A 24,039-nucleotide genomic window follows, 5' to 3' on the forward strand; every position below is an offset into this window, starting at 1 on the left:
CATACGCTTTGAAGTCACCGAAATACTTGGTGATTGCTGCGGTCAGCGTGGTCTTGCCGTGGTCAACGTGGCCAATCGTGCCGATGTTGACGTGCGGTTTTGTACGCTCAAACTTTTCCTTTGCCATTCCTCAGGCGCCCTTTTGCGATTTGGGGGACCCTTGGTCCCGTGGTTACATCTGCGCGCGCGAGATATTTGGTTCAAAGGGGAAAATCAAGCACATCCTGCGTTAAAACCCGTTCATGACGCCGGATTTTGCGTAACCTCGACGGAATCCAGCGGCTGGATCAAGTCTGGCCGCCTGTCGAACCAGCCATTGTCCTTGTGTTCTTCGGCCAACCACTCTTCGACACGATCGGCTACTTTCAGTGCAAGACCGTCCATTTGCTCTTCTCTCGTGCGGGTGTGACCTGAGCCTGCCAGAGCACTTTCGCTGGTTGTGTCTTCAAGCACCTGAAACTGTTTGCCCTTGGCCAGGAACTCTTTGTTGCGGACATCGTAGACGTTCACCAGGACGATAGCCGTGCTCTTTGGATTATAGATCACGGGCACGCCGGGAGGTGCGAGCATATAACCTTCGAGGCTGATACCGATGTCGTATTCTTGCGCACCTTCGTATCGGCCCAGACGAACATCCACCGCTTTCTGAATGGCGTCTTCCCATTCCTTAGGGGTGGCATCCCGAGACACAGGGCCCTTCTTGGCCTTCTCTGCGAAGGCGTAGTTGACACGCAGTTTGAACTCGCCCAGAGACTCGGGTTCTTCGTAGACTTGCGTCTGCGTGCATGCGCCCATCAGGGCAAGTCCGGTAATCAGGGTCAAAGCTCTTAGCATTTTCTCGTCTCGATAGGCTTGTTTTTCTCTGATCTAGCGCACCGATGCGGCCTGTGCCAAGCCGTATCGGCGGAATTTCACTGTTGTGGCTGCTTGATCACGAAAACTTATAGTCCCGCGGGAACCCATAGGGCGGCTTTTTCCCTACGCTGGCGCGTTTGGCGAGCCACTGGGACAAATCCGCTTCGTGCCGTGTTTTGTCGCCGCCCATAGACCATTTCAAGCCTTCTTCCCAGTTAAACGTGGTGATATCCGACAATCCGCCATCCAGTTCCAGCGTCCCCTGACGCCCACGTGCCATGTTGTATTTCTGCAGGCGCACACCCTTGCCGCGCCCCATTTCCGGCAGCTCATCTACCGGGAACACTAGGAATTTGCCGTTCTGGGACACCACCGCCACATGGTCGCCCGCAACCGGCTTGCAGATCATCGCGGTCTCGTCACCTTTGACGTTCAGCACCTGTTTGCCGTTTCGGGTCTGGGCCAGCACGTCATCCTCGGGCACCATAAAGCCGTTGCCCGCATCCGAGGCCACCAGCAGCTTGCGCCCCGGCTTGTGGATCAGGATATCGATGATCTGCGCCTCGTTCGGCAAGTCGACCATCAGGCGCAGCGGTTCACCCATGCCGCGCCCGCCGGGCAGGTTCGCAGCACTCAGGGTGTAGAATCGGCCATTCGAGGCAAAAACCAGCAACCGGTCCGTCGTTTCCGCGTGGAAGATGAAACGCGGGCCGTCGCCGTCCTTGAATTTCAATTCGCGCTTCAGGTCGATATGGCCGGTCATGGCGCGGATCCAGCCCATTTGCGAGCAGACAACCGTGATTGGTTCCTTGTCGATCATCGCCTCAAGCGGCACGTCCTCGACCTGACCCGCCTCCGCGAATTGGGTCCGACGTGCGCCGCCTTCATAGTCTTTACCGAAGGTTTTCCTAGTCTCTTTCAGCTGTTCAGCGATCTTGGCCCATTGCAGGGCGGGATCAGCCAGCAGGTCTTCGAGATTCGCGCGCTCTTCCATCAGTGCATCACGTTCGCGAACCAACTCCATCTCTTCCAGACGGCGCAAAGAGCGCAGGCGCATGTTGAGGATTGCGTCGACCTGAACCTCGGACAGTTCGCCCTCACCCGGCTTGGGCGAGACATAGTCGGCCTCGCTTGTCGCGCGGACATGGTCAATGCCCCAATCCTCGCGCATCAGCGCGGCTTTGGGGTCGTCGTCATAGCGGATGATGTCGATCACACGGTCGAGGTTCAGGAAGGCGACGATAAAGCCTTCCAAGACCTCCAGACGGTGATCGATCTTGGCCATGCGGTGACGCGAGCGACGCAGCAACACCTCTTGCCGGTGATCTAGGAAGGCGCGCAGCACTTCCTTCATCGAGCAGACTTTCGGCGTCACACCGTCGATCAGCACGTTCATATTCAGGCTGAACCGCACCTCAAGATCCGAGTTCCTATAGAGCATGCCCATCAGCACCTCGGGGTCCACGTTCTTTGAGCGCGGCTCGAGGATCAGTCTGATGTCATCGGCGGATTCATCGCGCACATCCGCCAGAATCGGGATTTTCTTGGTCTGGATCAGCTCGGCGATCTTTTCGATCAGCTTGGATTTCTGAACCTGATACGGAATCTCGGTGACGACGATCTGCCACTGGCCGCGGCCCAGATCCTCGACCTCGAACTTACATCGCAAACGGAAGGACCCGCGCCCGGTGCGATAGGCCTGCGCGATGTTCTCAGGTGGCTCGACGATCACGCCACCAGTCGGGAAGTCCGGCCCGGGAACATAGTTCAATAGCGTGTCGTCGCGCGCATCTGGCGTTTTGATCAGATGCAGGCAAGCGTCACAAAGCTCTGCAATGTTATGCGGCGGGATGTTGGTCGCCATACCCACCGCAATGCCGCTGGACCCATTGGCCAACAGGTTCGGAAACTGAGCTGGCAGCACGACCGGCTCGGTCAGCGTTCCATCATAGTTATCGCGGAAATCGACGGCGTCCTCGTTCAGACCCTCAAGCAGCGCCTCGGCCACGATGGTCATCCGCGCCTCGGTGTAACGCGAGGCCGCCGGGTTATCACCGTCGATATTGCCGAAGTTCCCCTGCCCGTCGACCAGAGGATAGCGGACGTTAAAATCCTGCGCCAGACGCGCCATCGCGTCGTAAATCGCGGCATCACCGTGCGGGTGATAATTACCCATCACATCGCCCGAAATCTTGGCAGACTTACGGAAACCGCCCGTCGCGCTGAGTCGCAACTCGCGCATTGCGTAGAGGATTCGCCGGTGAACCGGCTTCAACCCATCACGCGCATCGGGCAAGGCACGGTGCATAATGGTAGAAAGCGCATAGGTCAGATAGCGTTCGCCAATCGCACGGCGCAGTGGTTCGGCTATCTCGCCCCCGTTTTCAGGGGCCTCCATATTGGGGTCGTCGATCGTGTCGGTCATAGATGATGTGATACGCCGCAAGAGGCCGCTGGTAAAGCAATCAGCATGTATTTTGCTGGGGACAAGTGGCGCTTTTTGCAACAGGGGGAGACAAGTCCCGGATTTCCCCCATCTTTCGACTCGAACCCCGAAATATGGTAGGCTGTCTTGATTAGACTGCTGCCGAATTCTTGTTTCTTACGATTGATCTGGGGGATGCGCCATGACGCGCCTTATTGTTATCACTTTCGCTGCTTTGGGCTGGTGTTTTTATGTTGTGAGCGGCGGGCCGGACTTTGAACCGCGCGGCCAGCGCAGCGAACAACCTGTGCGCGTAGCGACAGCGCCAAAACCTGCACCCGCAACTGCCAACAAAGCCGAAGATCTGGTGACCAATGTTGCGGCGGTCACCCCCACTGTACGCTTGCAACCGAACCCCGCAACCGAAGAAATCGTCCAGATCGTGCCGGAACCGGCCAGCCTTCAATCGCTCTCGGGCATTTCGGTGTTCGACGATCCAAGCGCCAATATCACGCTTGCCTCACTTGAGGATGGAGTGGCGGGGCTGCGCCAGATCACCGAAGACGTGACGCAGGAGGCAGCAGAAACCGACGTAATTCCCGAGCCTGAAAAGGACATCCGCGAAATCTCGGGCACCCGTGTAAACATGCGCGACGGGCCGGGCACGATCTATCCCATCATCGGCAAAGCGACCATTGGCCAAAAGGTCGAAGTCCTAAGCGACTCGGGAACCGGCTGGCTGCGCCTGCGCGTGTTGCCTGCGCAACAGGTCGGCTGGATTTCGGCTTCGCTGGTCAGAAAAACAGCAAACTGACGTAGTGCCGTCATTGTCCTGACCTCAACCTCGCCATAGCTTTGGCTTGAGTTAAGTTTCAGGAAGATCATGCAGAAAACCATTCTTATCACCGGTTGCTCATCGGGCATCGGTCTGGACGCGGCACACGGCATGCGTGCGCGCGGTTGGCGCGTTTTTGCGTCCTGCCGTCAACAGCGCGATTGCGACCGGCTGCGGGCACAGGGCTTTGAAAGCCCGCGCATTGACTACACGGATGCCGAGAGCATTACCAAAGGCCTCGCCGAAGTGCTTGAGGCCACCGGTGGCACGCTGGATGCGCTTTTCAACAACGGTGCGCACGGCCTGCCCGGTGCGGTCGAGGATCTGCCGACCGAGGGACTGCGCCTGATCTTCGAAGCCAACTTCTTTGGCTGGCACGAACTGACCCGCCAGGTGATTCCCGTCATGCGCGCGCAGGGGCACGGACGAATCGTTCAGAATTCATCGGTGTTGGGTTTCGTCGCCTTTCCATGGCGCGGTGCATATGTGGCCACGAAATATGCTGTCGAAGGTTTAACCGACACTCTGCGTTTGGAACTGGCTGGAACGAACATCAAAGCAATCCTGATCGAACCCGGTCCAATCACGTCAAAAATCCGCGAAAACTCGATCCCCTTTTTCGAGCGTTTCGTCAACTGGGAGAACTCAGCCCTGCGCGAAAAATACGAGTCTTCGTTGTTGAAAAGACTGTACGAATCTTCGGGACCGGACCGTTTCGAGCTTCCCGCATCGGCCGTGACCAAAAAGCTGGCCCACGCGGTCGAATCGAAAAGACCGCGTGCCCGGTACTATGTTACGACACCGACCTATATCGCGGGATACCTACGCCGCCTTCTGCCAACCCGCACCATCGACCGAATCCTTTCGGACGTCTGAGGCGAAGATTCTCGTTCGCTTTTCACGGCGGTCCGGCTACATGGTAGCCTAACGAAACGAAAACGCGGACGGTGTACTCATGGACCTATTGATGGTCGTTTTGCTGTTGGCCATGGCGGCGGTCGTCGTCGTGCTGGCGATTGGAATCTCCAATTTCGGCAAAAGCGGCAAGACTGCCGCGATGAAAAGCAACAAGATGATGCGGTTGCGCATCCTGTTTCAGTTCATTGCCGTGGTGCTGATCGTGCTTTACGTCTACCTGCGCGGACAGGGAGTTCAATAAATGGTCGTTCTGAACAAGATCTACACACGTACCGGCGATGATGGCAAAACTGCTCTGGGTAATGGCGAACGCGTCGCCAAATACTCGGGGCGCGTGGCAGCGTATGGCACTGTGGACGAGCTGAACGCCTTTGTCGGCGTCGCGCGGACCGAGGCGGTTGGCGATGTCGATGCAGCGTTGGCGCGTATTCAAAATGACCTTTTCGATCTGGGCGCGGATTTCTGTCGCCCCGACATGGAAAAGGACGCCGAGGCCGACTACCCGCCGCTGCGGATCGTTGCAGCTCAGATCGACCGACTGGAAGCCGAGATCGACGTCATGAATGAAACACTGGAGCCGCTGCGCAGCTTTATTCTGCCCGGTGGTTCGCATTTGGCGGCGCATCTGCACGTTTGCCGCACGGTTTCCCGCCGCGCCGAGCGGCTGGCAGTCGAGTTGACCAACATGGAGCCTGTGAACGCGGTCGCTGTAAAATATCTCAACCGCCTCAGCGACTGGTTTTTTGTTGCTGCCCGCTGCGCCAACAAAAACGGCACGGCGGACGTGTTGTGGGTTCCGGGCGCGAACCGCTGAAGCCGACTGCGGAAACAACTTTCTTTCGCGCCGTGGCGTCAAAATATACGAAACGCGACGTCTCAAGTTCATGACGTGACGATTTTGCTCTGTTGCAGCATGAACTGAGACGCTATTCAGTCCCCCGAGAGCATTGGTGGAGTCGCTACGCGGCTTACCGTTTTTTGTGAGGAGCAAGCGCAAAATGAAGGTACTCGTGCCTGTCAAACGCGTGATTGACTATAATGTGAAGGTCCGCGTCAAAGCGGACGGTAGCGGTGTTGATCTCGCCAATGTCAAAATGTCGATGAACCCGTTCGACGAGATTGCGGTGGAAGAGGCGATTCGCCTGAAAGAAGCGGGCAAGGCTGACGAAGTCGTTGCGGTTTCGATCGGTGTGAAGCAGGCGCAGGAAACCCTGCGCACGGCTCTGGCCATGGGCGCCGACCGCGCCATTCTGGTTGTCGCTGCCGATGACGTCCATCAGGACATCGAGCCGCTGGCCGTTGCCAAGATCCTGGCCAAAGTGGTCGAGGAAGAGCAGCCGGGCATCGTTCTGGCGGGCAAGCAGGCGATCGACAACGACATGAACGCCACCGGTCAGATGCTGTCGGCCCTGCTGGGCTGGAGCCAGGGCACCTTCGCGTCCGAGCTGGACATCGAAGGCGACAGCGCCAAGATCACCCGCGAGGTTGATGGCGGTCTGCAGACCATCAGCGTCAAGATGCCGACCATCGTGACCGTTGACCTGCGCCTGAACGAGCCGCGCTATGCGTCGCTGCCGAACATCATGAAGGCGAAGAAAAAGCCGCTGGATGAGAAAACTGCCGCCGATTATGGCGTCGACGTGACCCCTCGTCTGGAAGTCGTCAAAACCGAAGAGCCGCCGGCACGTGCCGCCGGTATCGTCGTAGGCTCGGTTGATGAGCTGGTCGAGAAACTCAAAGAAGCGGGGGCTGTGTAATGGCTGTTCTTCTTCTCGCAGAGGTTAACAACGGCGAACTGGCGCTGGACGCCACCGCCAAGGCTGTCACCGCCGCAAAGGCGCTGGGTGACGTGACCGTTCTGGCCGCGGGCGGGTCTGCCGCTGCTGCCGGTGAGGCCGCCGCCAAGATCGACGGCGTGTCCAAGGTTCTGGTTGCCGAAGACGCATCGCTGGGTCACCGCCTTGCGGAATCGACCGCAGCCCTGATCGTGGGCCTGGCCGATGGCTACGAGCACATCGTTGCCCCTGCCACCACCGACGCCAAGAACGTGATGCCCCGCGTTGCAGCCCTGCTGGACGCGATGGTGATCTCGGATGCCTCCGGCGTGGTTGACGGCTCGACGTTTGAGCGTCCGATCTATGCGGGCAACGCGATCCAGACCGTGAAATCGAACGACGCCAAGAAAGTCGTCACCTTCCGCACCGCGTCCTTTGACGCAGCGGGCGAAGGCGGCTCGGCCTCGGTTGAGACCATCTCGGTCGGCGACAACCCGGGTCTGTCCGAGTGGGTCGAGGACAAGGTTGCCGAAAGCGACCGCCCGGAACTGACCTCGGCAGGCGTTGTTGTCTCGGGCGGCCGTGGTGTCGGCTCGGAAGAGGACTTCAAACTGATCGAAACCCTGGCCGACAAGCTGGGCGCCGCCGTTGGTGCATCGCGCGCTGCCGTCGACTCGGGCTATGCCCCGAACGACTGGCAGGTGGGTCAGACCGGTAAGGTTGTTGCCCCCGATCTCTATGTCGCCGTCGGCATCTCGGGCGCGATCCAGCACCTGGCTGGCATGAAGGACTCGAAGGTCATCGTCGCGATCAACAAAGACGAAGAGGCCCCGATCTTCCAGGTCGCCGACTTCGGCCTCGTCGCAGACCTGTTCCAGGCCGTGCCGGAACTCACCGAAAAACTCGGGTAAGTCTGAGAACAAGGTTCTTCATTGAAAGACCTAAAAAGCCCGCCAATAGGCGGGCTTTTTTTAGTGTAGATTTCGGACTGGTCCAGTCAACGCTGCGGCAATAGCCCGATGCGCAGCTGGGCCGATCATGTGCTCCGCCATTGGCTGCTGCATCGTTCCGAACAACATGTCCTCGAGTTCATCGGATTGCCCACACACCTGCGTTTTTAGGTCGACACAGGCGACACAGTGTACGCCAATGGCCTCTATCATCTGATCCGTTACGCACACCTTTGCAATTTCCGGATGATCCGTGCCTTCCGCATCTCGAAGCACTTGCAGTCGCAGCAAAACCACCGGCGCTTTCAGCCGCTGCAGAAAATCGCCGACCTGCCGAATCCAACCGCGGCGGAGCTCATCGACCACAACCTCAAATCGCGCGTCGTGAAACCCCTGAAGACACGTCAGCAGATGGCGCACGAAATGCACATCGGTATAATCGAGCTCAGGGTAAAGGTTCCTCAAATCCTGCGTTGGTGCCAGAAATCGGTCATTGCGCCTGGGATGTACGCGGTAGAATCGGTTGGATTGCCCGAGAAGCCCGGGCGCCTGAACAACGCAAATATCAGCACCGTTGAGCAGTTCGAACAGCCCGCGATCGTGGCACAAAGCATCTACACCGCTGAACAGGCAACCCAAATTGAGAATCCGCCGCTCCAACCGCTCTTCAAGAATCGCTGCAAACGGGCGCTCCACAAATCGCCCGTATGTCTCATCCCCGCCTGCACACGCCATATACGGCCAGTCCAACACACGCCGCGCACCGCGAAACCACAGCCGCGACCCGTCATATTGACACACGTCATGCCCGGGTTCCCCCGAGCCTGTTTGATGATAGCTCATAACATTCACCCATTTTCACCCGGTTGCCATCTTGCAGCCGCGAATCTTGAGAATTTCCTAATGTGCGCATTTGAAGCAAATTCGAACGGCCTGATCCCCTTGCCGCCCACCCCGATCTGTCGATACTGTCGCCGTATCCCGTGACACAAAGGCACCTGAACATGGATGTAAAATCAGTCGGAGTGATTGGCGCAGGGCAGATGGGCAATGGCATTGCTCATGTTCTGGCACTGGCGGAGTATGACGTTCTGCTGAATGACGTATCGCAGGACGCGCTGGATGGCGCTATGGCGACGATTGAGGGCAATCTGGCACGCCAGGCGTCTCGGGGCAAAATCTCGGATGAGGATGTGCAAACGGCGCTTAGCAGGATCAACACCACGCTTGACCTGCCCGAATTGGGCCAGACCGATCTGGTGATCGAAGCCGCCACCGAACGCGAAGCCATCAAACAGGCGATTTTCGAGGACCTGCAGCCGCATCTACAGCCGCACACGATTTTGACGTCCAACACATCCTCCATCTCGATCACACGATTGGCCAGCCGCACGGACCGGCCCGAACGATTCATGGGGTTCCACTTCATGAACCCGGTGCCCGTTATGCAGTTGGTCGAACTGATCCGGGGAATTGCCACGGATGAAGAGACGTTCAAGTCCTGCAAAGCGGTTGTAGACCGACTTGGTAAGACCGCAGCCAGCGCAGAGGACTTCCCGGCTTTCATCGTGAACCGCATCCTGATGCCGATGATCAATGAGGCGGTTTATACTTTGTATGAAGGCGTCGGCAGCGTTCAGTCGATTGACCAGTCGATGCGACTGGGTGCGAACCACCCCATGGGCCCATTGGAGTTGGCGGATTTCATTGGGTTGGACACATGTCTGGCCATCATGAACGTGCTGCATGACGGACTGGCTGACACCAAGTATCGCCCCTGCCCGCTGTTGACGAAATACGTCGAAGCCGGATGGCTGGGGCGTAAGACGGAACGCGGGTTCTATGATTACCGGGGCGAAACTCCGGTTCCGACACGCTAAGCAAGGTGGCCAGCCCCCTCGCCCGGACTTCATCCGGGCTCACCCCCGAGGTATTTTCAGCCAGATGAAAAGCGGATCAGGGCTTGAGTGATTGGCCAAGCGCCATGGTGTGTTTTCTGAGCCAGGCCATGAAGCCGCGCGGATCACGCTCCAGCAGTTGCATGTCTTCGTCCGAAATCGGATCGCCAATCACCGGCGACTGCGGCTTGTTGCAGGAGCGGACGATTTCATGCAGCAACAGCCCCTGCCGCAGGATGGGCGACAGTTTGTTAGCGATCTGATACGCACGCGAGTTTCTGCCGGGGAAGAAAATAGGCACTACCTGCGCGCCGGAACGGCGGATCATCTTGGCGGTGAAAACGTTCCATTCACGCTCTAGCGCTGGTCCGAACCAATCGTCTGAGGACATCACGACGCCCGACGGGAACAGCGCAACAACGCCGCCGTCTTTCAGGTGCTCCATCGCCTTGCCGCGCATTTCCAGCATTTTGGTTTGCGCTTCGGGGTCGTGTGGAAATGGCACCGGGATCATGAAAGACGTCGCCGCCTCATCCAGACCTGTCAGGACCGAGCGGGTCAGGATACGGTAGTCGCTGCGCACCTGTCCGATAAGCTCGGCCAGGATCATGCCATCGACCATCCCATGCGGGTGGTTGGCAACGACGACGACAGGCCCTTTCTTAGGGATACGCGCAATCTGTTCCTGCGGTGTGGTCAGGTCGATTCCCATAGTCTTGAGGGCTCCGCCCCAGAACCGTTGGCCGCGATAGTATTCGTTCTTTTTCTCGAACTTGTTCACCATTCGCAGAATGGTCAGCTTACCCGTGCACCATTCGATGGCGCGGATGGCCGTAGACGTCCAGGCATCGTCGAATGAGTTCGCATAGGTCAGGGTTCTACGGTCGTAGATTTCGCCCTGGTCTTCTGTCCCATCCACAACCGGGCCTGTCTTGGTCTCGTGCGTCGTTTCCGCCAATTCCTGGTCTTCCCGTTCTTCATGTCGCGACTGAGCGATCAGAACCCTTCCCCAAACTTGTCGTTCACCAGGGTTTCCAATGCATCAGCCAACGCCTCAGCATCCGGTCCGGACGTCTCGACGTCAATAGTCGTTCCGCGCGAGGCTGCCAACATCAAAAGACCCATGATGCTATCCCCTGATGCAGAAAGTCCGTCTTTGGACACCTCGGCCTGCGCATCAAATCCTTCCACGACCTCTACCAGCTTGGCCGAGGCGCGGGCGTGCAGCCCCTTTTCATTGATTATTTTCAAGCTTCGATTGGTCATTCTTAATCAATCCGGTCTTAATCCAACGTCACGTTCTGCGCGTTAATGTACTTACGTCCAGCCTCCATCGCCCGCCGGACCGCATCTCCGATCGGCAGGTGGCGACTTTTGGCCAGTTTAATCAGCATAGGCAGGTTTGCACCGTAAAGGATACGGCGATCCTGCGGCGTGCAGGCCTTCAAACTTAGATTCGATGGGCTTCCCCCGAACAGGTCAGTTACCACGACGACACCGTCTCCGACATCGACACTGTCTGCAGCAATACAGATTTCGGCCTGCTTGGCTTCACGATCATGGTCGGCCTCGATCGAGATCGCGGCCAGTCCAGGTTGCTGCCCCACCACATGCTGCATTGCGGCCAGATACTCCTGAGCCAGCCCGCCATGTGCTACGAGTACGATCCCGATCAATCCGGCCTCACATTCAACGATCGACGTTCCATTTCGCGGTGCCTAATTGCCACTTGCTGCCCCTCTTCTGCAAGTGCCTTTGCAACCGCTTCGGCGGTTGCAACCGATCTGTGTTGCCCTCCTGTACACCCGAAGGCTACCGAGAGGTGCGCTTTGCCCTCGGCCCGGTATGCCGGCAACAACAATTTCAACAGATCGACAACCCGGTCGAAAAACGGCGCATAGTTCGCATCTGACTGAACATAGTGCGCCACGTCCGGGTTTCGACCATCTTCCGCCCGCAGTTCCGGGCGCCAATATGGGTTTGCCAAGAACCGGCAATCAAAGACCATATCCAGCCCGCGCGGCAGGCCGCGTTTGTATGAGAACGACTCGATCGACACGGCCAGATGCCGACCGCCTTTCGGCGCGAACCAACGCTCGACCTCCTCGCGCAGCTGGTGAACGTTCAATGGGCTGGTATCGATCAGGGTGTCGGCGATCTCGCGGATTGGGGCCAACAGCTCTTTCTCCTGCCGAACACCGGTTTCAGGACTGGCATCGGCCGCAACCGGGTGGCGCCTGCGGGTTTCCGAGAACCGGCGCAACAGCACTTCGTCGCTGCAATCGAGATAGAGTATTGTCAGGTCAACCTGCTCCATCCGACGCAGGCGAACGGCAAGTTCAACAAACCCGATGGTCGAGAAATCGCGGTTGCGCGCGTCGATGCCCAGCGCCATCGGGCGATCATTTTCGGAACCGTCCAACAGGCGCATCAAAAGACCCATCGGCAGATTGTCGATGGCCTCAAAACCCAAATCTTCAAGAACACGGATCGCTGTTGACCGCCCGGCCCCCGAGGGACCGGTCACCAGAACGATGCGCCGCTGCGGTTTCATTTGCTGGGCCATTCCGGGTCCACGCGCCCCATCTTTGTCAGTTGCATAAGTGCTGCTGCCAAATTGGGGACGCCGCACGCCCGAAGCAAGGGAACAGTTTGCCTCAGGACTCGGACCGAAACCGGTTCCGGCAAACGCTCCGGCTCGGGCTGATCCATGTCCACGACATAGCTTACGCTAACCGGCCCTATCGATGACGCCCGGAGCAATCCAACACCGCGGGCTTCGATCATCCCACGGATGTTCGGTGCCGCATCAGCCATCACCTGATCCTCACCGTCGCGCAACTCCACCCTGTCATCCGCGACCAAATCGGCCCCCAGGGCTATCATCTGCAAAGCGAGAGACGATTTCCCCGTCCCCGAAGACCCGACAATCAGCACGCCTCGCCCCTCAACGGCGACGCAGCTTGCGTGGATAATGGCCGTGTCCTTGTCTTCTGACTCAAAGAGGGTCGCGCCATTCATGACTTATACGGGCAACCCAACGACAAAGCGTGCACCCAGCGGGTCCGAGGTAATGTCGGCTTCGGTCGGTCGAATGTTCTCGGCCCAAATCACGCCGCCATGCGCTTCGACAATCTGCTTGGAAATCGCCAGCCCAAGGCCCGAATTATTGCCGAAATGTTCGGCTGGGCGCTGTGAATAGAACCTTTTGAAGACCTTGGTCAAAGCCTGTTCCGGGATACCTGGGCCCGTGTCTTCGACCACGACCAGCACGCGGTTTTCACGCCGCCGAACCCAGACACGAATGGCATCACTTTCCTCACAGAACGAAATCGCGTTGGTGATCAGGTTGACAAAAACCTGCGCCAGTCGCGCCTCAAGTCCGTCGATAACGATCGGATCAGCCGGCAGATCGGTGATAAAGTCGATGCCTTTGGTCCGCGCCTCTTCACCCAGATACTGGCTGATATTTCCAACCAGTTTCAAAAGGTCGAAGGGCTGCTCTTCTTCCTTGACCAGTTCGGCATCCAGGCGTGATGCGTTCGAGATATCGCTGACCAGACGATCCAGCCGGCGCACATCATGTTCAATCACGCCCATCAGTTTTTCGCGCTGGTCCTCACGTGTGACCATCCGCAACGTTCCCACTGCAGATTGAAGACTGGCCAGCGGGTTCTTGATCTCATGCGCCACATCGGCGGCAAACTGTTCGTTCGCATCGATCCGGTTGTACAGCGCGGTGACCATGCCGCGCAGCGACCGGCTTAGCAGTCCGATCTCATCCGGACGTGCGGTAAGGTCTGGAATACGGATTCGGCCCGGGTTCACGCCTGCCCCCCGATCCTTGCCCAATTCAGCAGCGGCGGCCAGATCGGCCAGCGGGTTCGCGATGGTCGACGCCAAAACCAGGCTAAGCCCGATCGAGACCAGCAATGCGACAACAAACATCTGAAGGATGCGCTCTTGCTCGCGGCGGGCCAGTGCGTCGATTTCCCCGGATGGTCCAGCCATGGCAACGGCCCCAACGGCAGCGCCATTTTGCAGGATCGGTGCTGCGGCCACGATCACCGTTTCGCCAAAGTCATCCTTGACCGCTTGCACCTGCATTTGCCCTTGCAACGCGCCGGGAATGATGGCCTGAACCCTTTGAGCCAGAGTCGGCGCCTCATTAGGTTCGGCGCCCGTGAACACGCGTGACAAACCGGTCCAGACGGCGTTCAAGGCATCGCTGATCAGCGTGCTGCCTGTCTGTAGCTCGGCTTCCGCCATCAGCGGCGATGACTGCGAAGCCGCCCCGCGCGCCCAACCGATCAGCGTTCCACGCGCATCATAAACAAAGACCTCGCCCCCCGCGGGAAGGCTGAGACCTGCGAGCGTGTCTTTCACGTCAAGCGCGCTTGTACCCTGAGACAAGCCGGGGGTTTTCTGCCGCAACTGCGTCTCAAACACGTTGCTGACCAGCTGCGCGTCACCAATCAGGTTGCGTGCAGTCTGCTGAACTTGCTCATCGCGAGAATCGTCGAGGTAGAGCAGCCCGGTGACCAGGGTCACCAGAGCAATCAGGTTGAAGGTGATGATCTTGCGGGCCAGCGGCGAGCCACGCATTGCGAACAGGTTGCGACGGCGACGCGACGCCCTCAGCTCGGCCGACTCGGGGTCCTGCGGGATGACCCAATCATCCCCCAGAACGACATCACCGTCCCGCAATTCGCTGGCTTGTTCGGTATCGCGCACGAGACCCGCTTACCCCTAGTGTGTGGCCACGCCTATTCTTCGTTGTACCTGTACCCAATTCCGTACAGTGTTTCGATCGCCGAGAACTCCGGATCCGCGGCGCGCATCTTTTTGCGCAGGCGTTTAATATGGCTGTCGATCGTGCGGTCATCCACATAGACCTGATCATCGTAGGCAACGTCCATCAGCTGATCACGGCTTTTGACAAAGCCCGGTCGCTGCGCCAGCGCCTGCAATAGCAGGAACTCGGTCACCGTCAGAGAAACGTCCGACCCCTTCCAGCTGACCGCGTGGCGAAGCGGGTCCATCCGCAGATCACCGCGTTCCATAACCTTGGCATCACCAGTGCTGGCCGTTGTCACATCGCCCGACGTCGCCTCTTGCCTGCGCAGCAGCGCACGAATGCGCTCGACCAGAAGGCGCTGCGAAAATGGTTTCTTGACGTAGTCATCCGCACCCATGCGCAGACCCAGAACTTCGTCAATCTCGTCATCTTTGGATGTGAGGAAAATCACCGGCATCTGGGTTTTCTGCCGCAGCCGCTGCAACAGGTCCATCCCATCCATTCGCGGCATCTTTATGTCCAGAACGGCCATATCCGGCAGCTTCTTGTTGAAAGCGTCCAGCGCTGCCTGCCCATCGTTATATGTCTCGACCTCGAACCCTTCGGCTTCGAGCGTCATAGAAACGGACGTCAGAATATTTCTGTCGTCGTCTACCAATGCAATCTTCGACATCGGGTTAACCCCTATTCCTGCTCACTCACGCAATAATTCGCTTATTAGTAAGGCATCTTTGGCGTTTTTACGGCCCCGAATCAATCCGTATCTGCGAATCGTGCGATTGTTGTCACACAGTTGCGGCAAAAAAGCCGTTAATACGCGCGGAAAAGCGCCTTGTTTTCCGACAGGAAATTTGTGGTGGCGCTAAACTTTGACTTGGTTGCGCTAACTACGCCAAACCGTGCTGTTCATGCCCTGAACGACCGTGATAAGACGCGCTCATCCGCCGGTTTTTCCCGGTATACTGCCCCAAGAGCGCACCCCGGCCCAACCGCCGGCGCGCCGCCACAGGAGAAGAAACGCATGACATCTGGACGGGTTAACCCGCAATTCCGCCTCGAAGATCAGGGCATCGAGGGTCTGGGCAATGTCTATTACAACTTCATGGAACCGGCGCTGATCGAAGAAGCGCTGAAGCGCGGCGAAGGCACCCTTGGCAATGGCGGAGCCTTCCTGGTCACCACCGGCAAATTCACCGGCCGCTCGCCCAAGGACAAGCACGTCGTCAAAACCGACAGCGTAGTTGACACCATCTGGTGGGAAAACAACGCCGAGATGACCCCCGAAGGGTTTGACGCCTTGTATGCCGACATGCTCGAGCACATGAAGGGCCGCGATTATTTCGTGCAGGATCTCGTTGGCGGTGCCGATCCGGCCTACTCGATCAACGTGCGTATGGTCACCGAAATGGCCTGGCACAACCTGTTCATCCGCCACCTGCTGCGTCGTCCCGATCGCGAAGATCTGGAAGAGTTCGTTGCTGACTTTACCGTCATCAACTGCCCCAGCTTCAAAGCTGACCCGGCTAAACACGACTGCCACAGCGAGACCGTGATCGCCCTGAATTTCGACCGTAAGGTGATCCTGATCGGCGGAACCGAATACGCGGGCGAAAACAAGAAATCGGTCTTTACCCTTCTGAACTACATGCTGCCTGAAAAAGGTGTGATGCCGATGCACTGCTCGGCCAACCACGCCGTCGGCAACCCGGTCGACACCGCAGTGTTCTTTGGCCTGTCCGGCACCGGCAAGACCACCCTGTCGGCCGACCCGTCGCGCACCCTGATCGGTGACGACGAACATGGCTGGTCGGATCGCGGCACCTTCAACTTCGAAGGCGGCTGCTATGCCAAGACAATCAATCTGAACGCCGAAGCCGAGCCTGAAATCTACGCGACGACCAGCAAATTCGGCACAGTGATTGAGAATATGGTCTTCGATCCCGAAACCAAGGAGTTGGATTTCGAGGATGACTCGCTGACCGCGAACATGCGTTGTGCCTACCCGCTGGAGTACATCTCGAACGCGTCGAGCAGCGCGCTGGGTGGGCACCCGAAGAACATCATCATGCTGACCTGTGATGCGTTCGGTGTACTACCTCCGATCGCGCGGCTGACCCCGGCGCAGGCGATGTATCACTTCCTGTCCGGGTTCACCTCGAAGGTTGCCGGCACCGAACGTGGTATCACCGAGCCTCAGCCAACGTTCTCAACCTGCTTTGGTGCGCCCTTCATGCCGCGCCGCCCCGAGGAGTATGGCAATCTGTTGCGCGACAAGATCGCCCAGCACGGCGCGACCTGCTGGCTGGTCAACACCGGCTGGACCGGCGGCGCCTATGGCGTTGGTAGCCGGATGCCGATTCGCGCGACACGTGCCTTGTTGACTGCTGCTCTGGAAGGTTCGCTGCGTGATGCTGAGTTCCGCAAGGATGCCAACTTTGGCTTTGACGTCCCGGTCTCGGTGCCTGGCGTGGCCGAAGTGCTGCTGGACCCGCGCCGCACCTGGGATGATCAGGCCGCCTTTGACAAGCAGGCGGAAAAACTGGTGCAGATGTTTGCGGAAAACTTTGAGCAATATCTTCCCTTTATTGACGATGACATCAAAGCCGTCGCAATCGGATAAAATTATAGGGGGCGATCTCGCCCCCTTTTCTTTGCGTCAGGCGAGCGGAATCAAGACCATCACCTTATAGTTGTATAATGCACAATGCATATACAAATACGTTGCCCGACCCACTGGATTAGAGTATTTCCCGATGTCATTAGGATGAATAAGCCCGGCGCTTGCGCACCGGGCGGGAAGTAAAAAGACCTTGGGGCTACTCATGAGCGCGCACTCACATTCGCGATTTGAGCAACCTAATCAACTATCTAGTGTAATCCACCGGGGATGGGTGTCAATATGAGACGCACTGAGTATCATTGAAATTCAGCAAGCTTCTCAAATTTCGCGCACGCGCGAAAGACGACAAGGAAACAACAGGTAAAAAGAAATGACGGAAATCTCGAAACTGACCGAACTTCGCAAATTGATGCAGAGTATGGAACGGACTCTGGGCCTTGAGCAACTCTCTCCGGTTGAGCGCGACATTTATTATGCGGCCGAAGAACTGTCCAAAGCTGATCAGGAAGTCCGCACCTTCGGTCTGATCGAGCACACGCTTGTCCAAAGCGTTTCGCGCCCGACGTTTTTCCGTGCGCTGAAATCGTTGGTACAAAAGGGCTACCTGTCCCAAAGCGGCAGCGCCAACCGGGGACGGTATATCGTTCATGCGCCCAAATGATGCGCCCAACCTGCGCACCGATGGCTAAACACCGTGCGCAGATGGGCCTCTGACACATTCTTCGCCTCATTGGCTTATGTAGTTGCGTCATTCCTCACCTTCGAGGTCCTGATGCCGCTGCAAAACGTGTTTTTTCCGGAATACCCAAGCCGGGCCAGCCTTCTGTTTCTGCCGCATGGCGTGCGCGTGTTGGCAGCGTGGTTGCTGGGATGGCGCGCGATTTTCGCCTTGCTGCCCGGGGTCTTCGTCGTATTTGCGTTTCTTGGCGGCACGGATGTCTTTCTACCCAGCCGGCTGCTGGCGATCGTCATCGCTGTTACAACCGTTCCGGCCGTTTTCTACCTGTGTAAATGGGCAGGCTGGGATCTGTTTCCCAGCCCCGACCGAAAGCCCTGTTGGTCGTGCGTCATGGGAGTAGGTGTCGTCACGTCCTTCCTTGTTTCCGCTTTGACCAATATGGCCTTTGGCAGCGCAAGGGTGGAATACGTTGCCTTTTTGATCGGCGATATCTCGGGGCTGTTTTTCCTGATGCTCGGGCTGTATTACACGCTCCGGCTTGTGGATAGCAGGGGTTAACCCATCAGCCCGCGGCGGAGCAGATTCAGTCCGGCAACCAGCAGCACCATCAGCGTCACCTTGCGAAACAGCGCTTGGTCGATCCGTGACTGCAATTGCATACCAACCCACATCCCGGCCACCGCCGGCGCAATCAGTGCAGCGGAGAATGGCGCCGTGTCAGCCCTCAGAATGCCCGACCCCAGATGCGCCAGTACCAGCGCAATTGCGCCAAGGCCGTAAATGACACCCTGAACCCGCATCTGAACCGCTTTTGGAGTATTCAAAGCCGTCAGATATGCAACGGTCGGCGGCCCCCAGATACCTGACATGCCCCCAATGAAGCCTGCCACCGCTCCCATGAGAACCTCGATCCGGGCCGATGGCTTTTCCAGTACCAGCTTCACACCCAACACCTGAATCAACGCAAAAAACGCGACCGGAATGCCGATCATCAACAGAAAGGTCGACGTTGGCACCAAAGTGACCAACTGCGCACCCGCCAGAAGGAACATCAAACCCACGATCAGGAAAATACGAAACTGCTTGATCGATGACACAGCGGCCGGAACGCCCTGCCCCAAGGCCTGAAAGACGTTAGTTACCAGTGTGGGAAGGATCAGTCCGGCGATGGCCAGCTCGGGCGGAAGGAAGATACTCAGCCCGGATACCAGCACCATCGGCATTGCAAAGCCGACTATTCCTTTGACCCAGCCCGCCAGAAAGGCAACGCCCATGGCGAACAGAAGATCGTGCAGAGTTATTATGGAAAACAATGTCATGACCCCGTGATATCACCTCTGACGGGCGCTGCACTGCAAAAACGTCAAAGCAATTTTAGAACTTTTTCGCCACGTAATACGTATTTTTGTTGCGCTGCACGTGCAGCATGATATGACCAGACGACACGAGAAAAGGACACGATTCATGGCCCATGACGGACAGGATATGACCCAGATGACGACAACCGCGATTTTGCCCGATCTTCTGACGCTGACCCGTGCGGCCGCACCCGCCGTTGAAACAGTGTTCGAGCGCGCGCGCGAGTCTGTTCGCGGCATGGTTTCAGCGGATGGCCGGGTCTCCGGTGCCCTGATCGAAGCCAACCAGACAGCGGCCCACGGCCTGTCCTGGCTGGCCACGTATTCTCAGTCGCTGAAACAGATGCAACGCTGGGCCGAGGCGCTGGAAGCCGATGGTAAATTCGGCGAGATTGAACAACTGCTGCATCAGATCGCCTTTGGCGAGTACCTGCATCAGGTTGCGGGCGGCATTCCCATGAACCAGGGCGAAGTTGTTCGCCTTCAGGATATGGGTCTGGGCTGGGACGCTCTGTCCGGCTTCCAGATTTCCGAAATTCAAACGCTGATGGCGCAGGCCAACTCGCAGGCTGCCCGCAGTCGTCTGGTCGAGCTGATGGAAGATCAGGCAGGCGCCACCATGTTCGGTGCCTCGGGTCTGGACGAAGAGCTTGAGATGATCCGCGACCAGTTCCGTCGCTATGCGGTCGAAAAGGTCGAGCCCTATGCCCATGAATGGCACCTCAAGGATGAACTGATCCCGATGGAAGTCATCGAGGAACTGGCCGAGATGGGCGTCTTTGGTCTGACTATCCCCGAGGAATTCGGCGGGTTCGGCCTGTCCAAAGCCTCGATGTGCGTCGTGTCCGAGGAGCTGTCGCGCGGATATATCGGCGTCGGATCACTCGGCACCAGATCCGAGATCGCAGCCGAGCTGATCATCGCGGGCGGCACCGACGAGCAGAAAGCCAACTGGCTGCCGAAACTGGCCAGCGCAGAAATTCTGCCGACCGCCGTGTTCACCGAACCCAACACCGGCTCGGACCTCGGCAGCCTGCGCACTCGCGCGGTCAAGAATGCCGACGGTGATTACGAAATCACCGGTAACAAGACCTGGATCACCCATGCGGCCCGGACCCATGTGATGACCCTGCTGGCTCGCACCAATCCGGACACAACTGATCACCGCGGCCTGTCCATGTTCCTGGCCGAAAAGACACCGGGCACGGATGAGAACCCATTCCCCACCCCTGGCATGACCGGTGGTGAGATCGAGGTTCTGGGTTATCGCGGCATGAAGGAATACGAGCTGGGCTTTGACGGTTTCAAAGTCAAAGGCGAAAACCTGCTGGGCGGCGAGGAAGGCAAAGGCTTCAAACAGCTGATGGAGACTTTTGAGTCCGCCCGCATTCAGACCGCTGCCCGCGCAATTGGCGTGGCCCAAAGCGCGCTGGATATCGCCATGCAATACGCGCAGGATCGCAAGCAGTTTGGCAAATCGCTGATCAACTTCCCCCGCGTCTCCGGCAAACTGGCCATGATGGCGGTCGAAATCATGATCGCACGTCAGCTGACCTATTTTTCGGCTTGGGAAAAGGACCACGGGCAGCGCTGCGACCTTGAGGCTGGCATGGCCAAGCTGCTGGGTGCGCGCGTGGCATGGGCAGCGGCGGATAACGGTCTGCAGATCCATGGCGGCAACGGTTTCGCATTGGAATACAAGATCAGCCGCGTTCTGTGCGACGCGCGCATTCTGAACATTTTTGAGGGGGCTGCCGAAATTCAGGCACAGGTGATTGCACGGCGTTTGCTGGGCTAACCAGACTTCGGTATCCCGTTTCCCCAACTGGCCCGGCCTTGTGCCGGGTCTTTTCTTTTGTTGGCAGCTTTACGCGCATCCCTACTTTCATTTTGTGCAAAGACTACCATGATTCAATCTGATCCCGCGGCGCGGAAACTTCCCCCTTTGCTTTCGGCCCGAACCCCGGTAGGCCACGCTGCGAAACAAACCGGACCATGGGAATGGTGTGCATAAAATGACCCGACTAATCTTTGCGCTTTGGGCGACACTCGCAGCCTTTGCTTTAGGCGGCTGTGCCACCGTTCAGCCGACTGCAGGTCTAAGCGATATTGACACTCTGGCGCAGGCGATTGAGGATCTTGGTCCCAACGTCGATCCGGTTGAGGCGCAACGGGCCGCCACGATCTCCTACACGTACTCCCAACAGCTAAAGCGGGATTGGAACGTCACCGATCCGGCGATCGTTCATAATGCCAAGGTCATTAACGGATTCCGAGAAAAGGGTCTGTGCAATGATTGGGCTCAGGCCATGACCCGCCGCCTGCAGCAGGAGAATTTCCGCACGCTGGACGTGCACTGGGCCACCTCACCCCCGACCGCTTTCCGGATCATTCACCATTCGGCCGGGATCAGCGCCAAAGGAGACGCGATGCTTGACGGCATCATCCTTGACCCATGGCGCAACAGCGGAGCGCTGTTCTGGGATCTGGTGCGCGAAGACACCCGGTACAATTGGCGTCCCCGCTTGGAAGTCCGCGAAGAGCTGCTAAGCGGTGCGATACCCTATTAAAGCTCCCTTCGTGCCAGTACACAGGTAAGACACTCATATCATGCGCCTGATCTTAACCTTGCCCCTGCTTGCCTTGTTTCAATGCGACAAGGACGAATCCGTCGCGGCCTATGGCGCGGCGGACCAGACGTGGGTCCTGCAGGAAATAGACGGGCAGCCCTTTGAAGCCAGCGCTTTATTGCAGTTCCCGGAAGAGGGCAAAATCGCCGGAAATGCTCCCTGTAACAGCTATAGTGGCATATTGAACGCGCCCTATCCGTGGTTCGAGATACAGGACCTCAGCGCAACCCGCGCAGCCTGCGCCGGCTTAGAGGCCGAGGGGTTTTACTTCGCTGCCCTCATGGCCATGACCCAATCCGAAGTGTCCGGTGACGTACTGATCCTGCGCAATGAAGACGGGCACGAAATGGTTTTCAAAGCCGCCGAGTGAACTGCTCGACGAACCTTGCCCGCGCTACGGGCAAAGGATGGTGACCCAATGACGGCGCCAGATGATTTTCCAGGAAGTAACCGGTGGTTTTCAGCCCTGACGCAATCTCGGCATCCGGCGCAGTGCCTTGCCCGCGAAGGCAGGGCGGCAAGGGCAACAGCTTGTCCGCCCATTCCCCGGCCCCCTCAGCACTGACGGCACGTCCGGTTTTTGGCGAAACATAAACCAGCCCTTCGGTGGCCCCGGTAACGGCACAAGCCGACAGGTCCAGACCGAACCCCAGCTCTTCCAGCAGGGCCAACTCCCATCGCAGGTAGGCCAGCGGCCAAATCTCGTCCTGCCCCAAAAGATCCATCAACTGTTCGGTCTGCTTGTAGATCGCCGGGTGCGGTTCGCGCTCTGGCAGGCAAAAGGACAAAAGCGCTACGGCCGCGTTCAGCCCCGCCAGCGCCATCCGCCCCGAGAACGCGGCTGCCGCGCGCGAACGCAGAGGCTCGACCTGAAAGGTGCCAAGATGTTCTTCTAGCCGCGCGCGCCAAAGCACATCCAGCTGCGCACCGGGTTGCAGGATCGGGGCGACCTTACGGCTGGTGCCCCCGCGCACGACACCGGCATGTCGACCGTGATCTTCGGTGAACACCTCAATAATCGCCGCAGTTTCACCGTGTCTGCGGGTGGTCAAAAGGATGCCGTGATCGCGCCAGTCCAATTCAGGCTCCTTTCCTGTACGGCTCGGCCTATCAGCGCAACAGATCGCAAGGCGCGCGCATCTGCAAGGGTCCTTGGACTTAGAACTGGGCTCGGAAAGCCACCCCTACCAGAGGAGCCGTCTCATAGCTCTGGCGGCTAAGTTCCGTGCCATTCGCGTCATCCAGCGTCAGGCGCCCATCCAACTCGGCCCCCGCGAACAGGTTCAGCGAGACGCCGGGGTTGAGGTTATAGCCAAAGGACAGAACCACAGGGATGCTTTTGTCCTCACCAACTCCGTTCGGTGCCAGCCCATCGCCGTCGAGCCGGAATCGAATTCTCTCTGACCGCGCGGACAAGGCAACGTTCATCGTGTCATTCAGCGCATAGCTGAGCGTCAAGCCCGGACCTTGCGTGGCCCCAATTCCCGAGCCGGTGTTCAGGTTCCAACGGTCATTGATGTCCCAGTCGACCAGCAGCGCCGGAAAAAAGTCGACGTCGTCATCTTCGAGTTGTGAAAACGCCCCAAAGGCCGGACCGATGGTCAGGCCTTCATTTATTTTCCAGGCGATACCGGCGAAAACGCCATAGGTTCTGCCGTCTGACGCCTCGGCACCGCTCTGATAGTCCCACCTGATCTGCGGCGACACAAAAACGCTCGCTGTATTGCCTAAACGAAACCGCACCGGCACCGAGATCCTTATATCGCGGATATCTTGCCATGGCTGGTTGTCCGCCTGACTGAAGTTGTAGTCAAACCTACCGATGCTGGCCGACAGTCCCGCGGACGCTCCGCCATCAAAATTGTACAACGCCGTGGTACGCAAAAAGGCGCGGCTCGCCGAGAAATCGCCGCCCTCACTCAGATTTGCATCGCCCTGATAGGCCACCTGCCCGTCGATCTGATACACCCAACCCGGTCGCTGTTGCGCGAGTGTAGGTACTGACATGAAGCCCAAGGCGAGAGCTGCGGAACCGCAGTTTAAGGCAAGAGACTTCATCTTTTTCAACTCGATAGGGATATGCACGCATCTCCAGATAGTATTCCGCAGAGCTTGTTCAAACGAGTGCAGGAACCAAAATTCTGAAATGTGTCGTCGCCGTCGCTTGCGCACCCTGTTCCGGTGTCAGAGCCTGTCGACGGCCTTTGTGCTAAACTACGGGATGCTGGCATTTACGCCGGATTTTTAGTGTTGATCGGTTTGAGCGGGGCACACGCTCGACGCCTTTTGGAGAACAGC

27 protein-coding genes are annotated in these 24,039 nt (G+C 58.1%); 13 read left to right on the forward strand and 14 right to left on the reverse strand.

Annotated elements, in window-relative coordinates; genetic code table 11:
- The 3 genes from MHN28_RS20620 to MHN28_RS20630 form a co-directional block, all read right to left on the reverse strand.
- A partial coding sequence (locus tag MHN28_RS20620; RefSeq protein WP_231739787.1) for a GTP-binding protein occupies nucleotides 1–127 on the reverse strand: 127 nt, incomplete at its 3' end.
- A gap of 113 nt (nucleotides 128–240) precedes the next feature.
- Nucleotides 241–834, reverse strand: a complete 594-nt coding sequence (locus MHN28_RS20625; RefSeq protein WP_239344451.1) for a hypothetical protein — start codon at nucleotides 832–834, stop codon at nucleotides 241–243.
- 97 nt (nucleotides 835–931) lie between these two features.
- Nucleotides 932–3,280, reverse strand: a complete 2,349-nt coding sequence (locus MHN28_RS20630; protein ID WP_239344452.1) for a DNA topoisomerase IV subunit A — start codon at nucleotides 3,278–3,280, stop codon at nucleotides 932–934.
- A gap of 202 nt (nucleotides 3,281–3,482) precedes the next feature.
- Between MHN28_RS20630 and MHN28_RS20635 the strand changes: the two genes are divergently transcribed.
- From MHN28_RS20635 to MHN28_RS20660, 6 genes are all read left to right on the forward strand, one after another.
- A complete protein-coding gene (locus MHN28_RS20635; protein ID WP_239344453.1) occupies nucleotides 3,483–4,094 on the forward strand; it encodes an SH3 domain-containing protein in 612 nt (203 codons plus the stop codon).
- Between the two features lie 69 nt (nucleotides 4,095–4,163).
- The gene (locus MHN28_RS20640) at nucleotides 4,164–4,991 is read left to right on the forward strand and encodes an SDR family NAD(P)-dependent oxidoreductase (RefSeq protein WP_239344454.1); all 828 of its coding nucleotides are present in this window, start codon (nucleotides 4,164–4,166) and stop codon (nucleotides 4,989–4,991) included.
- Between the two features lie 79 nt (nucleotides 4,992–5,070).
- Nucleotides 5,071–5,274 (forward strand): twin transmembrane helix small protein, encoded by a 204-nt coding sequence (locus MHN28_RS20645; protein ID WP_239344455.1) that lies wholly within the window; start codon nucleotides 5,071–5,073, stop codon nucleotides 5,272–5,274.
- Nucleotides 5,275–5,847, forward strand: coding sequence for a cob(I)yrinic acid a,c-diamide adenosyltransferase (locus MHN28_RS20650; protein WP_239344456.1), 573 nt, complete (start codon nucleotides 5,275–5,277; stop codon nucleotides 5,845–5,847).
- Nucleotides 5,848–6,031: 184 nt separating this feature from the next.
- Entirely contained in the window at nucleotides 6,032–6,790 is a 759-nt protein-coding gene (locus tag MHN28_RS20655) for an electron transfer flavoprotein subunit beta/FixA family protein (protein WP_239344457.1), read from the forward strand.
- On the forward strand, nucleotides 6,790–7,719 hold the full coding sequence (locus MHN28_RS20660; RefSeq protein ID WP_239344458.1) for an electron transfer flavoprotein subunit alpha/FixB family protein: 930 nt from the start codon (nucleotides 6,790–6,792) through the stop codon (nucleotides 7,717–7,719). Before MHN28_RS20655 ends, MHN28_RS20660 begins: the two co-directional genes overlap by 1 nt.
- Nucleotides 7,720–7,779: 60 nt before the next feature.
- On the opposite strand, the gene MHN28_RS20665 is transcribed toward MHN28_RS20660, so the two are convergent.
- Entirely contained in the window at nucleotides 7,780–8,601 is an 822-nt protein-coding gene (locus MHN28_RS20665; protein ID WP_239344459.1) for a DUF6473 family protein, read from the reverse strand.
- Nucleotides 8,602–8,762: 161 nt separating this feature from the next.
- Here MHN28_RS20665 and MHN28_RS20670 point away from each other — a divergent pair, with 161 nt between their 5' ends.
- The gene (locus MHN28_RS20670) at nucleotides 8,763–9,638 is read left to right on the forward strand and encodes a 3-hydroxybutyryl-CoA dehydrogenase (protein ID WP_239344460.1); all 876 of its coding nucleotides are present in this window, start codon (nucleotides 8,763–8,765) and stop codon (nucleotides 9,636–9,638) included.
- Nucleotides 9,639–9,714: 76 nt separating this feature from the next.
- Here the strand turns inward: MHN28_RS20670 and MHN28_RS20675 are convergent, their stop codons facing one another.
- The 7 genes from MHN28_RS20675 to MHN28_RS20705 are packed head-to-tail and all read right to left on the reverse strand — an operon-like array spanning nucleotide 9,715 to nucleotide 15,127.
- Nucleotides 9,715–10,614, reverse strand: coding sequence for a lysophospholipid acyltransferase family protein (locus MHN28_RS20675; RefSeq protein WP_239344461.1), 900 nt, complete (start codon nucleotides 10,612–10,614; stop codon nucleotides 9,715–9,717).
- A 38-nt stretch (nucleotides 10,615–10,652) separates the two neighbouring features.
- On the reverse strand, nucleotides 10,653–10,922 hold the full coding sequence (locus MHN28_RS20680) for an HPr family phosphocarrier protein (RefSeq protein ID WP_170428736.1): 270 nt from the start codon (nucleotides 10,920–10,922) through the stop codon (nucleotides 10,653–10,655).
- Nucleotides 10,923–10,939: 17 nt separating this feature from the next.
- Nucleotides 10,940–11,332 carry a PTS sugar transporter subunit IIA gene (locus tag MHN28_RS20685; protein ID WP_239344462.1) on the reverse strand — a complete coding sequence of 131 codons (393 nt, stop codon included), beginning with the start codon at nucleotides 11,330–11,332 and terminating at the stop codon, nucleotides 10,940–10,942.
- The gene (gene rapZ / locus MHN28_RS20690) at nucleotides 11,329–12,210 is read right to left on the reverse strand and encodes an RNase adapter RapZ (protein WP_239344463.1); all 882 of its coding nucleotides are present in this window, start codon (nucleotides 12,208–12,210) and stop codon (nucleotides 11,329–11,331) included. The genes MHN28_RS20685 and rapZ overlap by 4 nt, the downstream gene beginning before the upstream one ends.
- A complete protein-coding gene (locus tag MHN28_RS20695) occupies nucleotides 12,207–12,677 on the reverse strand; it encodes an HPr kinase/phosphorylase (RefSeq protein ID WP_239344464.1) in 471 nt (156 codons plus the stop codon). The genes rapZ and MHN28_RS20695 overlap by 4 nt, the downstream gene beginning before the upstream one ends.
- Nucleotides 12,678–12,680: 3 nt before the next feature.
- A complete protein-coding gene (locus tag MHN28_RS20700) occupies nucleotides 12,681–14,390 on the reverse strand; it encodes a sensor histidine kinase (protein ID WP_239344465.1) in 1,710 nt (569 codons plus the stop codon).
- A 32-nt stretch (nucleotides 14,391–14,422) separates the two neighbouring features.
- Nucleotides 14,423–15,127, reverse strand: coding sequence for a response regulator transcription factor (locus MHN28_RS20705; RefSeq protein ID WP_239344466.1), 705 nt, complete (start codon nucleotides 15,125–15,127; stop codon nucleotides 14,423–14,425).
- Nucleotides 15,128–15,475: 348 nt separating this feature from the next.
- Between MHN28_RS20705 and MHN28_RS20710 the strand changes: the two genes are divergently transcribed.
- From MHN28_RS20710 to MHN28_RS20720, 3 genes are all read left to right on the forward strand, one after another.
- On the forward strand, nucleotides 15,476–17,074 hold the full coding sequence (locus MHN28_RS20710) for a phosphoenolpyruvate carboxykinase (RefSeq protein ID WP_239344467.1): 1,599 nt from the start codon (nucleotides 15,476–15,478) through the stop codon (nucleotides 17,072–17,074).
- A gap of 370 nt (nucleotides 17,075–17,444) precedes the next feature.
- A complete protein-coding gene (locus MHN28_RS20715) occupies nucleotides 17,445–17,735 on the forward strand; it encodes a hypothetical protein (RefSeq protein WP_170764026.1) in 291 nt (96 codons plus the stop codon).
- Between the two features lie 33 nt (nucleotides 17,736–17,768).
- Nucleotides 17,769–18,311 carry a hypothetical protein gene (locus MHN28_RS20720; RefSeq protein WP_239344468.1) on the forward strand — a complete coding sequence of 181 codons (543 nt, stop codon included), beginning with the start codon at nucleotides 17,769–17,771 and terminating at the stop codon, nucleotides 18,309–18,311.
- Here MHN28_RS20720 and MHN28_RS20725 read toward each other — a convergent pair.
- Nucleotides 18,308–19,072, reverse strand: coding sequence for a sulfite exporter TauE/SafE family protein (locus tag MHN28_RS20725; RefSeq protein WP_239344469.1), 765 nt, complete (start codon nucleotides 19,070–19,072; stop codon nucleotides 18,308–18,310). The genes MHN28_RS20720 and MHN28_RS20725 overlap by 4 nt on opposite strands.
- Before the next feature lie 145 nt (nucleotides 19,073–19,217).
- Here MHN28_RS20725 and MHN28_RS20730 point away from each other — a divergent pair, with 145 nt between their 5' ends.
- The 3 genes from MHN28_RS20730 to MHN28_RS20740 all read left to right on the forward strand — a co-directional run bounded on the left by MHN28_RS20730 (nucleotide 19,218) and on the right by MHN28_RS20740 (nucleotide 22,111).
- Nucleotides 19,218–20,909 carry an acyl-CoA dehydrogenase family protein gene (locus tag MHN28_RS20730; protein WP_239344470.1) on the forward strand — a complete coding sequence of 564 codons (1,692 nt, stop codon included), beginning with the start codon at nucleotides 19,218–19,220 and terminating at the stop codon, nucleotides 20,907–20,909.
- Between the two features lie 217 nt (nucleotides 20,910–21,126).
- Entirely contained in the window at nucleotides 21,127–21,681 is a 555-nt protein-coding gene (locus MHN28_RS20735; RefSeq protein WP_239344471.1) for a hypothetical protein, read from the forward strand.
- Between the two features lie 37 nt (nucleotides 21,682–21,718).
- Nucleotides 21,719–22,111 (forward strand): META domain-containing protein, encoded by a 393-nt coding sequence (locus MHN28_RS20740; protein ID WP_239344586.1) that lies wholly within the window; start codon nucleotides 21,719–21,721, stop codon nucleotides 22,109–22,111.
- On the opposite strand, the gene recO is transcribed toward MHN28_RS20740, so the two are convergent.
- Both recO and MHN28_RS20750 read right to left on the reverse strand, forming a co-directional pair.
- The gene (gene recO, locus MHN28_RS20745) at nucleotides 22,095–22,820 is read right to left on the reverse strand and encodes a DNA repair protein RecO (protein WP_239344472.1); all 726 of its coding nucleotides are present in this window, start codon (nucleotides 22,818–22,820) and stop codon (nucleotides 22,095–22,097) included. The genes MHN28_RS20740 and recO overlap by 17 nt on opposite strands.
- A 79-nt stretch (nucleotides 22,821–22,899) precedes the next feature.
- Nucleotides 22,900–23,799 carry a porin family protein gene (locus MHN28_RS20750; RefSeq protein ID WP_239344473.1) on the reverse strand — a complete coding sequence of 300 codons (900 nt, stop codon included), beginning with the start codon at nucleotides 23,797–23,799 and terminating at the stop codon, nucleotides 22,900–22,902.
- Between the last annotated feature and the right edge of the window lie 240 nt (nucleotides 23,800–24,039).

It is taken from the genome of Ruegeria sp. Ofav3-42, from assembly GCF_022347725.1.
GTDB lineage: Bacteria > Pseudomonadota > Alphaproteobacteria > Rhodobacterales > Rhodobacteraceae > Ruegeria.

Coding starts and splice junctions, on each gene's coding strand:
- MHN28_RS20680 (WP_170428736.1), bottom strand. CDS start 10,922: ATGACCAATCGAAGCTTGAAAATAATCAATGAAAAGGGGCTGCACGCC.
- MHN28_RS20655 (WP_239344457.1), top strand. CDS start 6,032: ATGAAGGTACTCGTGCCTGTCAAACGCGTGATTGACTATAATGTGAAG.
- rapZ (WP_239344463.1), bottom strand. CDS start 12,210: ATGAAACCGCAGCGGCGCATCGTTCTGGTGACCGGTCCCTCGGGGGCC.
- MHN28_RS20625 (WP_239344451.1), bottom strand. CDS start 834: ATGCTAAGAGCTTTGACCCTGATTACCGGACTTGCCCTGATGGGCGCA.
- MHN28_RS20725 (WP_239344469.1), bottom strand. CDS start 19,072: ATGACATTGTTTTCCATAATAACTCTGCACGATCTTCTGTTCGCCATG.
- MHN28_RS20635 (WP_239344453.1), top strand. CDS start 3,483: ATGACGCGCCTTATTGTTATCACTTTCGCTGCTTTGGGCTGGTGTTTT.
- MHN28_RS20630 (WP_239344452.1), bottom strand. CDS start 3,280: ATGACCGACACGATCGACGACCCCAATATGGAGGCCCCTGAAAACGGG.
- MHN28_RS20645 (WP_239344455.1), top strand. CDS start 5,071: ATGGACCTATTGATGGTCGTTTTGCTGTTGGCCATGGCGGCGGTCGTC.
- MHN28_RS20730 (WP_239344470.1), top strand. CDS start 19,218: ATGGCCCATGACGGACAGGATATGACCCAGATGACGACAACCGCGATT.
- MHN28_RS20695 (WP_239344464.1), bottom strand. CDS start 12,677: ATGAATGGCGCGACCCTCTTTGAGTCAGAAGACAAGGACACGGCCATT.
- MHN28_RS20705 (WP_239344466.1), bottom strand. CDS start 15,127: ATGTCGAAGATTGCATTGGTAGACGACGACAGAAATATTCTGACGTCC.
- MHN28_RS20670 (WP_239344460.1), top strand. CDS start 8,763: ATGGATGTAAAATCAGTCGGAGTGATTGGCGCAGGGCAGATGGGCAAT.
- MHN28_RS20640 (WP_239344454.1), top strand. CDS start 4,164: ATGCAGAAAACCATTCTTATCACCGGTTGCTCATCGGGCATCGGTCTG.
- MHN28_RS20715 (WP_170764026.1), top strand. CDS start 17,445: ATGACGGAAATCTCGAAACTGACCGAACTTCGCAAATTGATGCAGAGT.
- MHN28_RS20750 (WP_239344473.1), bottom strand. CDS start 23,799: ATGAAGTCTCTTGCCTTAAACTGCGGTTCCGCAGCTCTCGCCTTGGGC.
- MHN28_RS20665 (WP_239344459.1), bottom strand. CDS start 8,601: ATGAGCTATCATCAAACAGGCTCGGGGGAACCCGGGCATGACGTGTGT.
- MHN28_RS20660 (WP_239344458.1), top strand. CDS start 6,790: ATGGCTGTTCTTCTTCTCGCAGAGGTTAACAACGGCGAACTGGCGCTG.
- MHN28_RS20710 (WP_239344467.1), top strand. CDS start 15,476: ATGACATCTGGACGGGTTAACCCGCAATTCCGCCTCGAAGATCAGGGC.
- MHN28_RS20735 (WP_239344471.1), top strand. CDS start 21,127: ATGACCCGACTAATCTTTGCGCTTTGGGCGACACTCGCAGCCTTTGCT.
- MHN28_RS20650 (WP_239344456.1), top strand. CDS start 5,275: ATGGTCGTTCTGAACAAGATCTACACACGTACCGGCGATGATGGCAAA.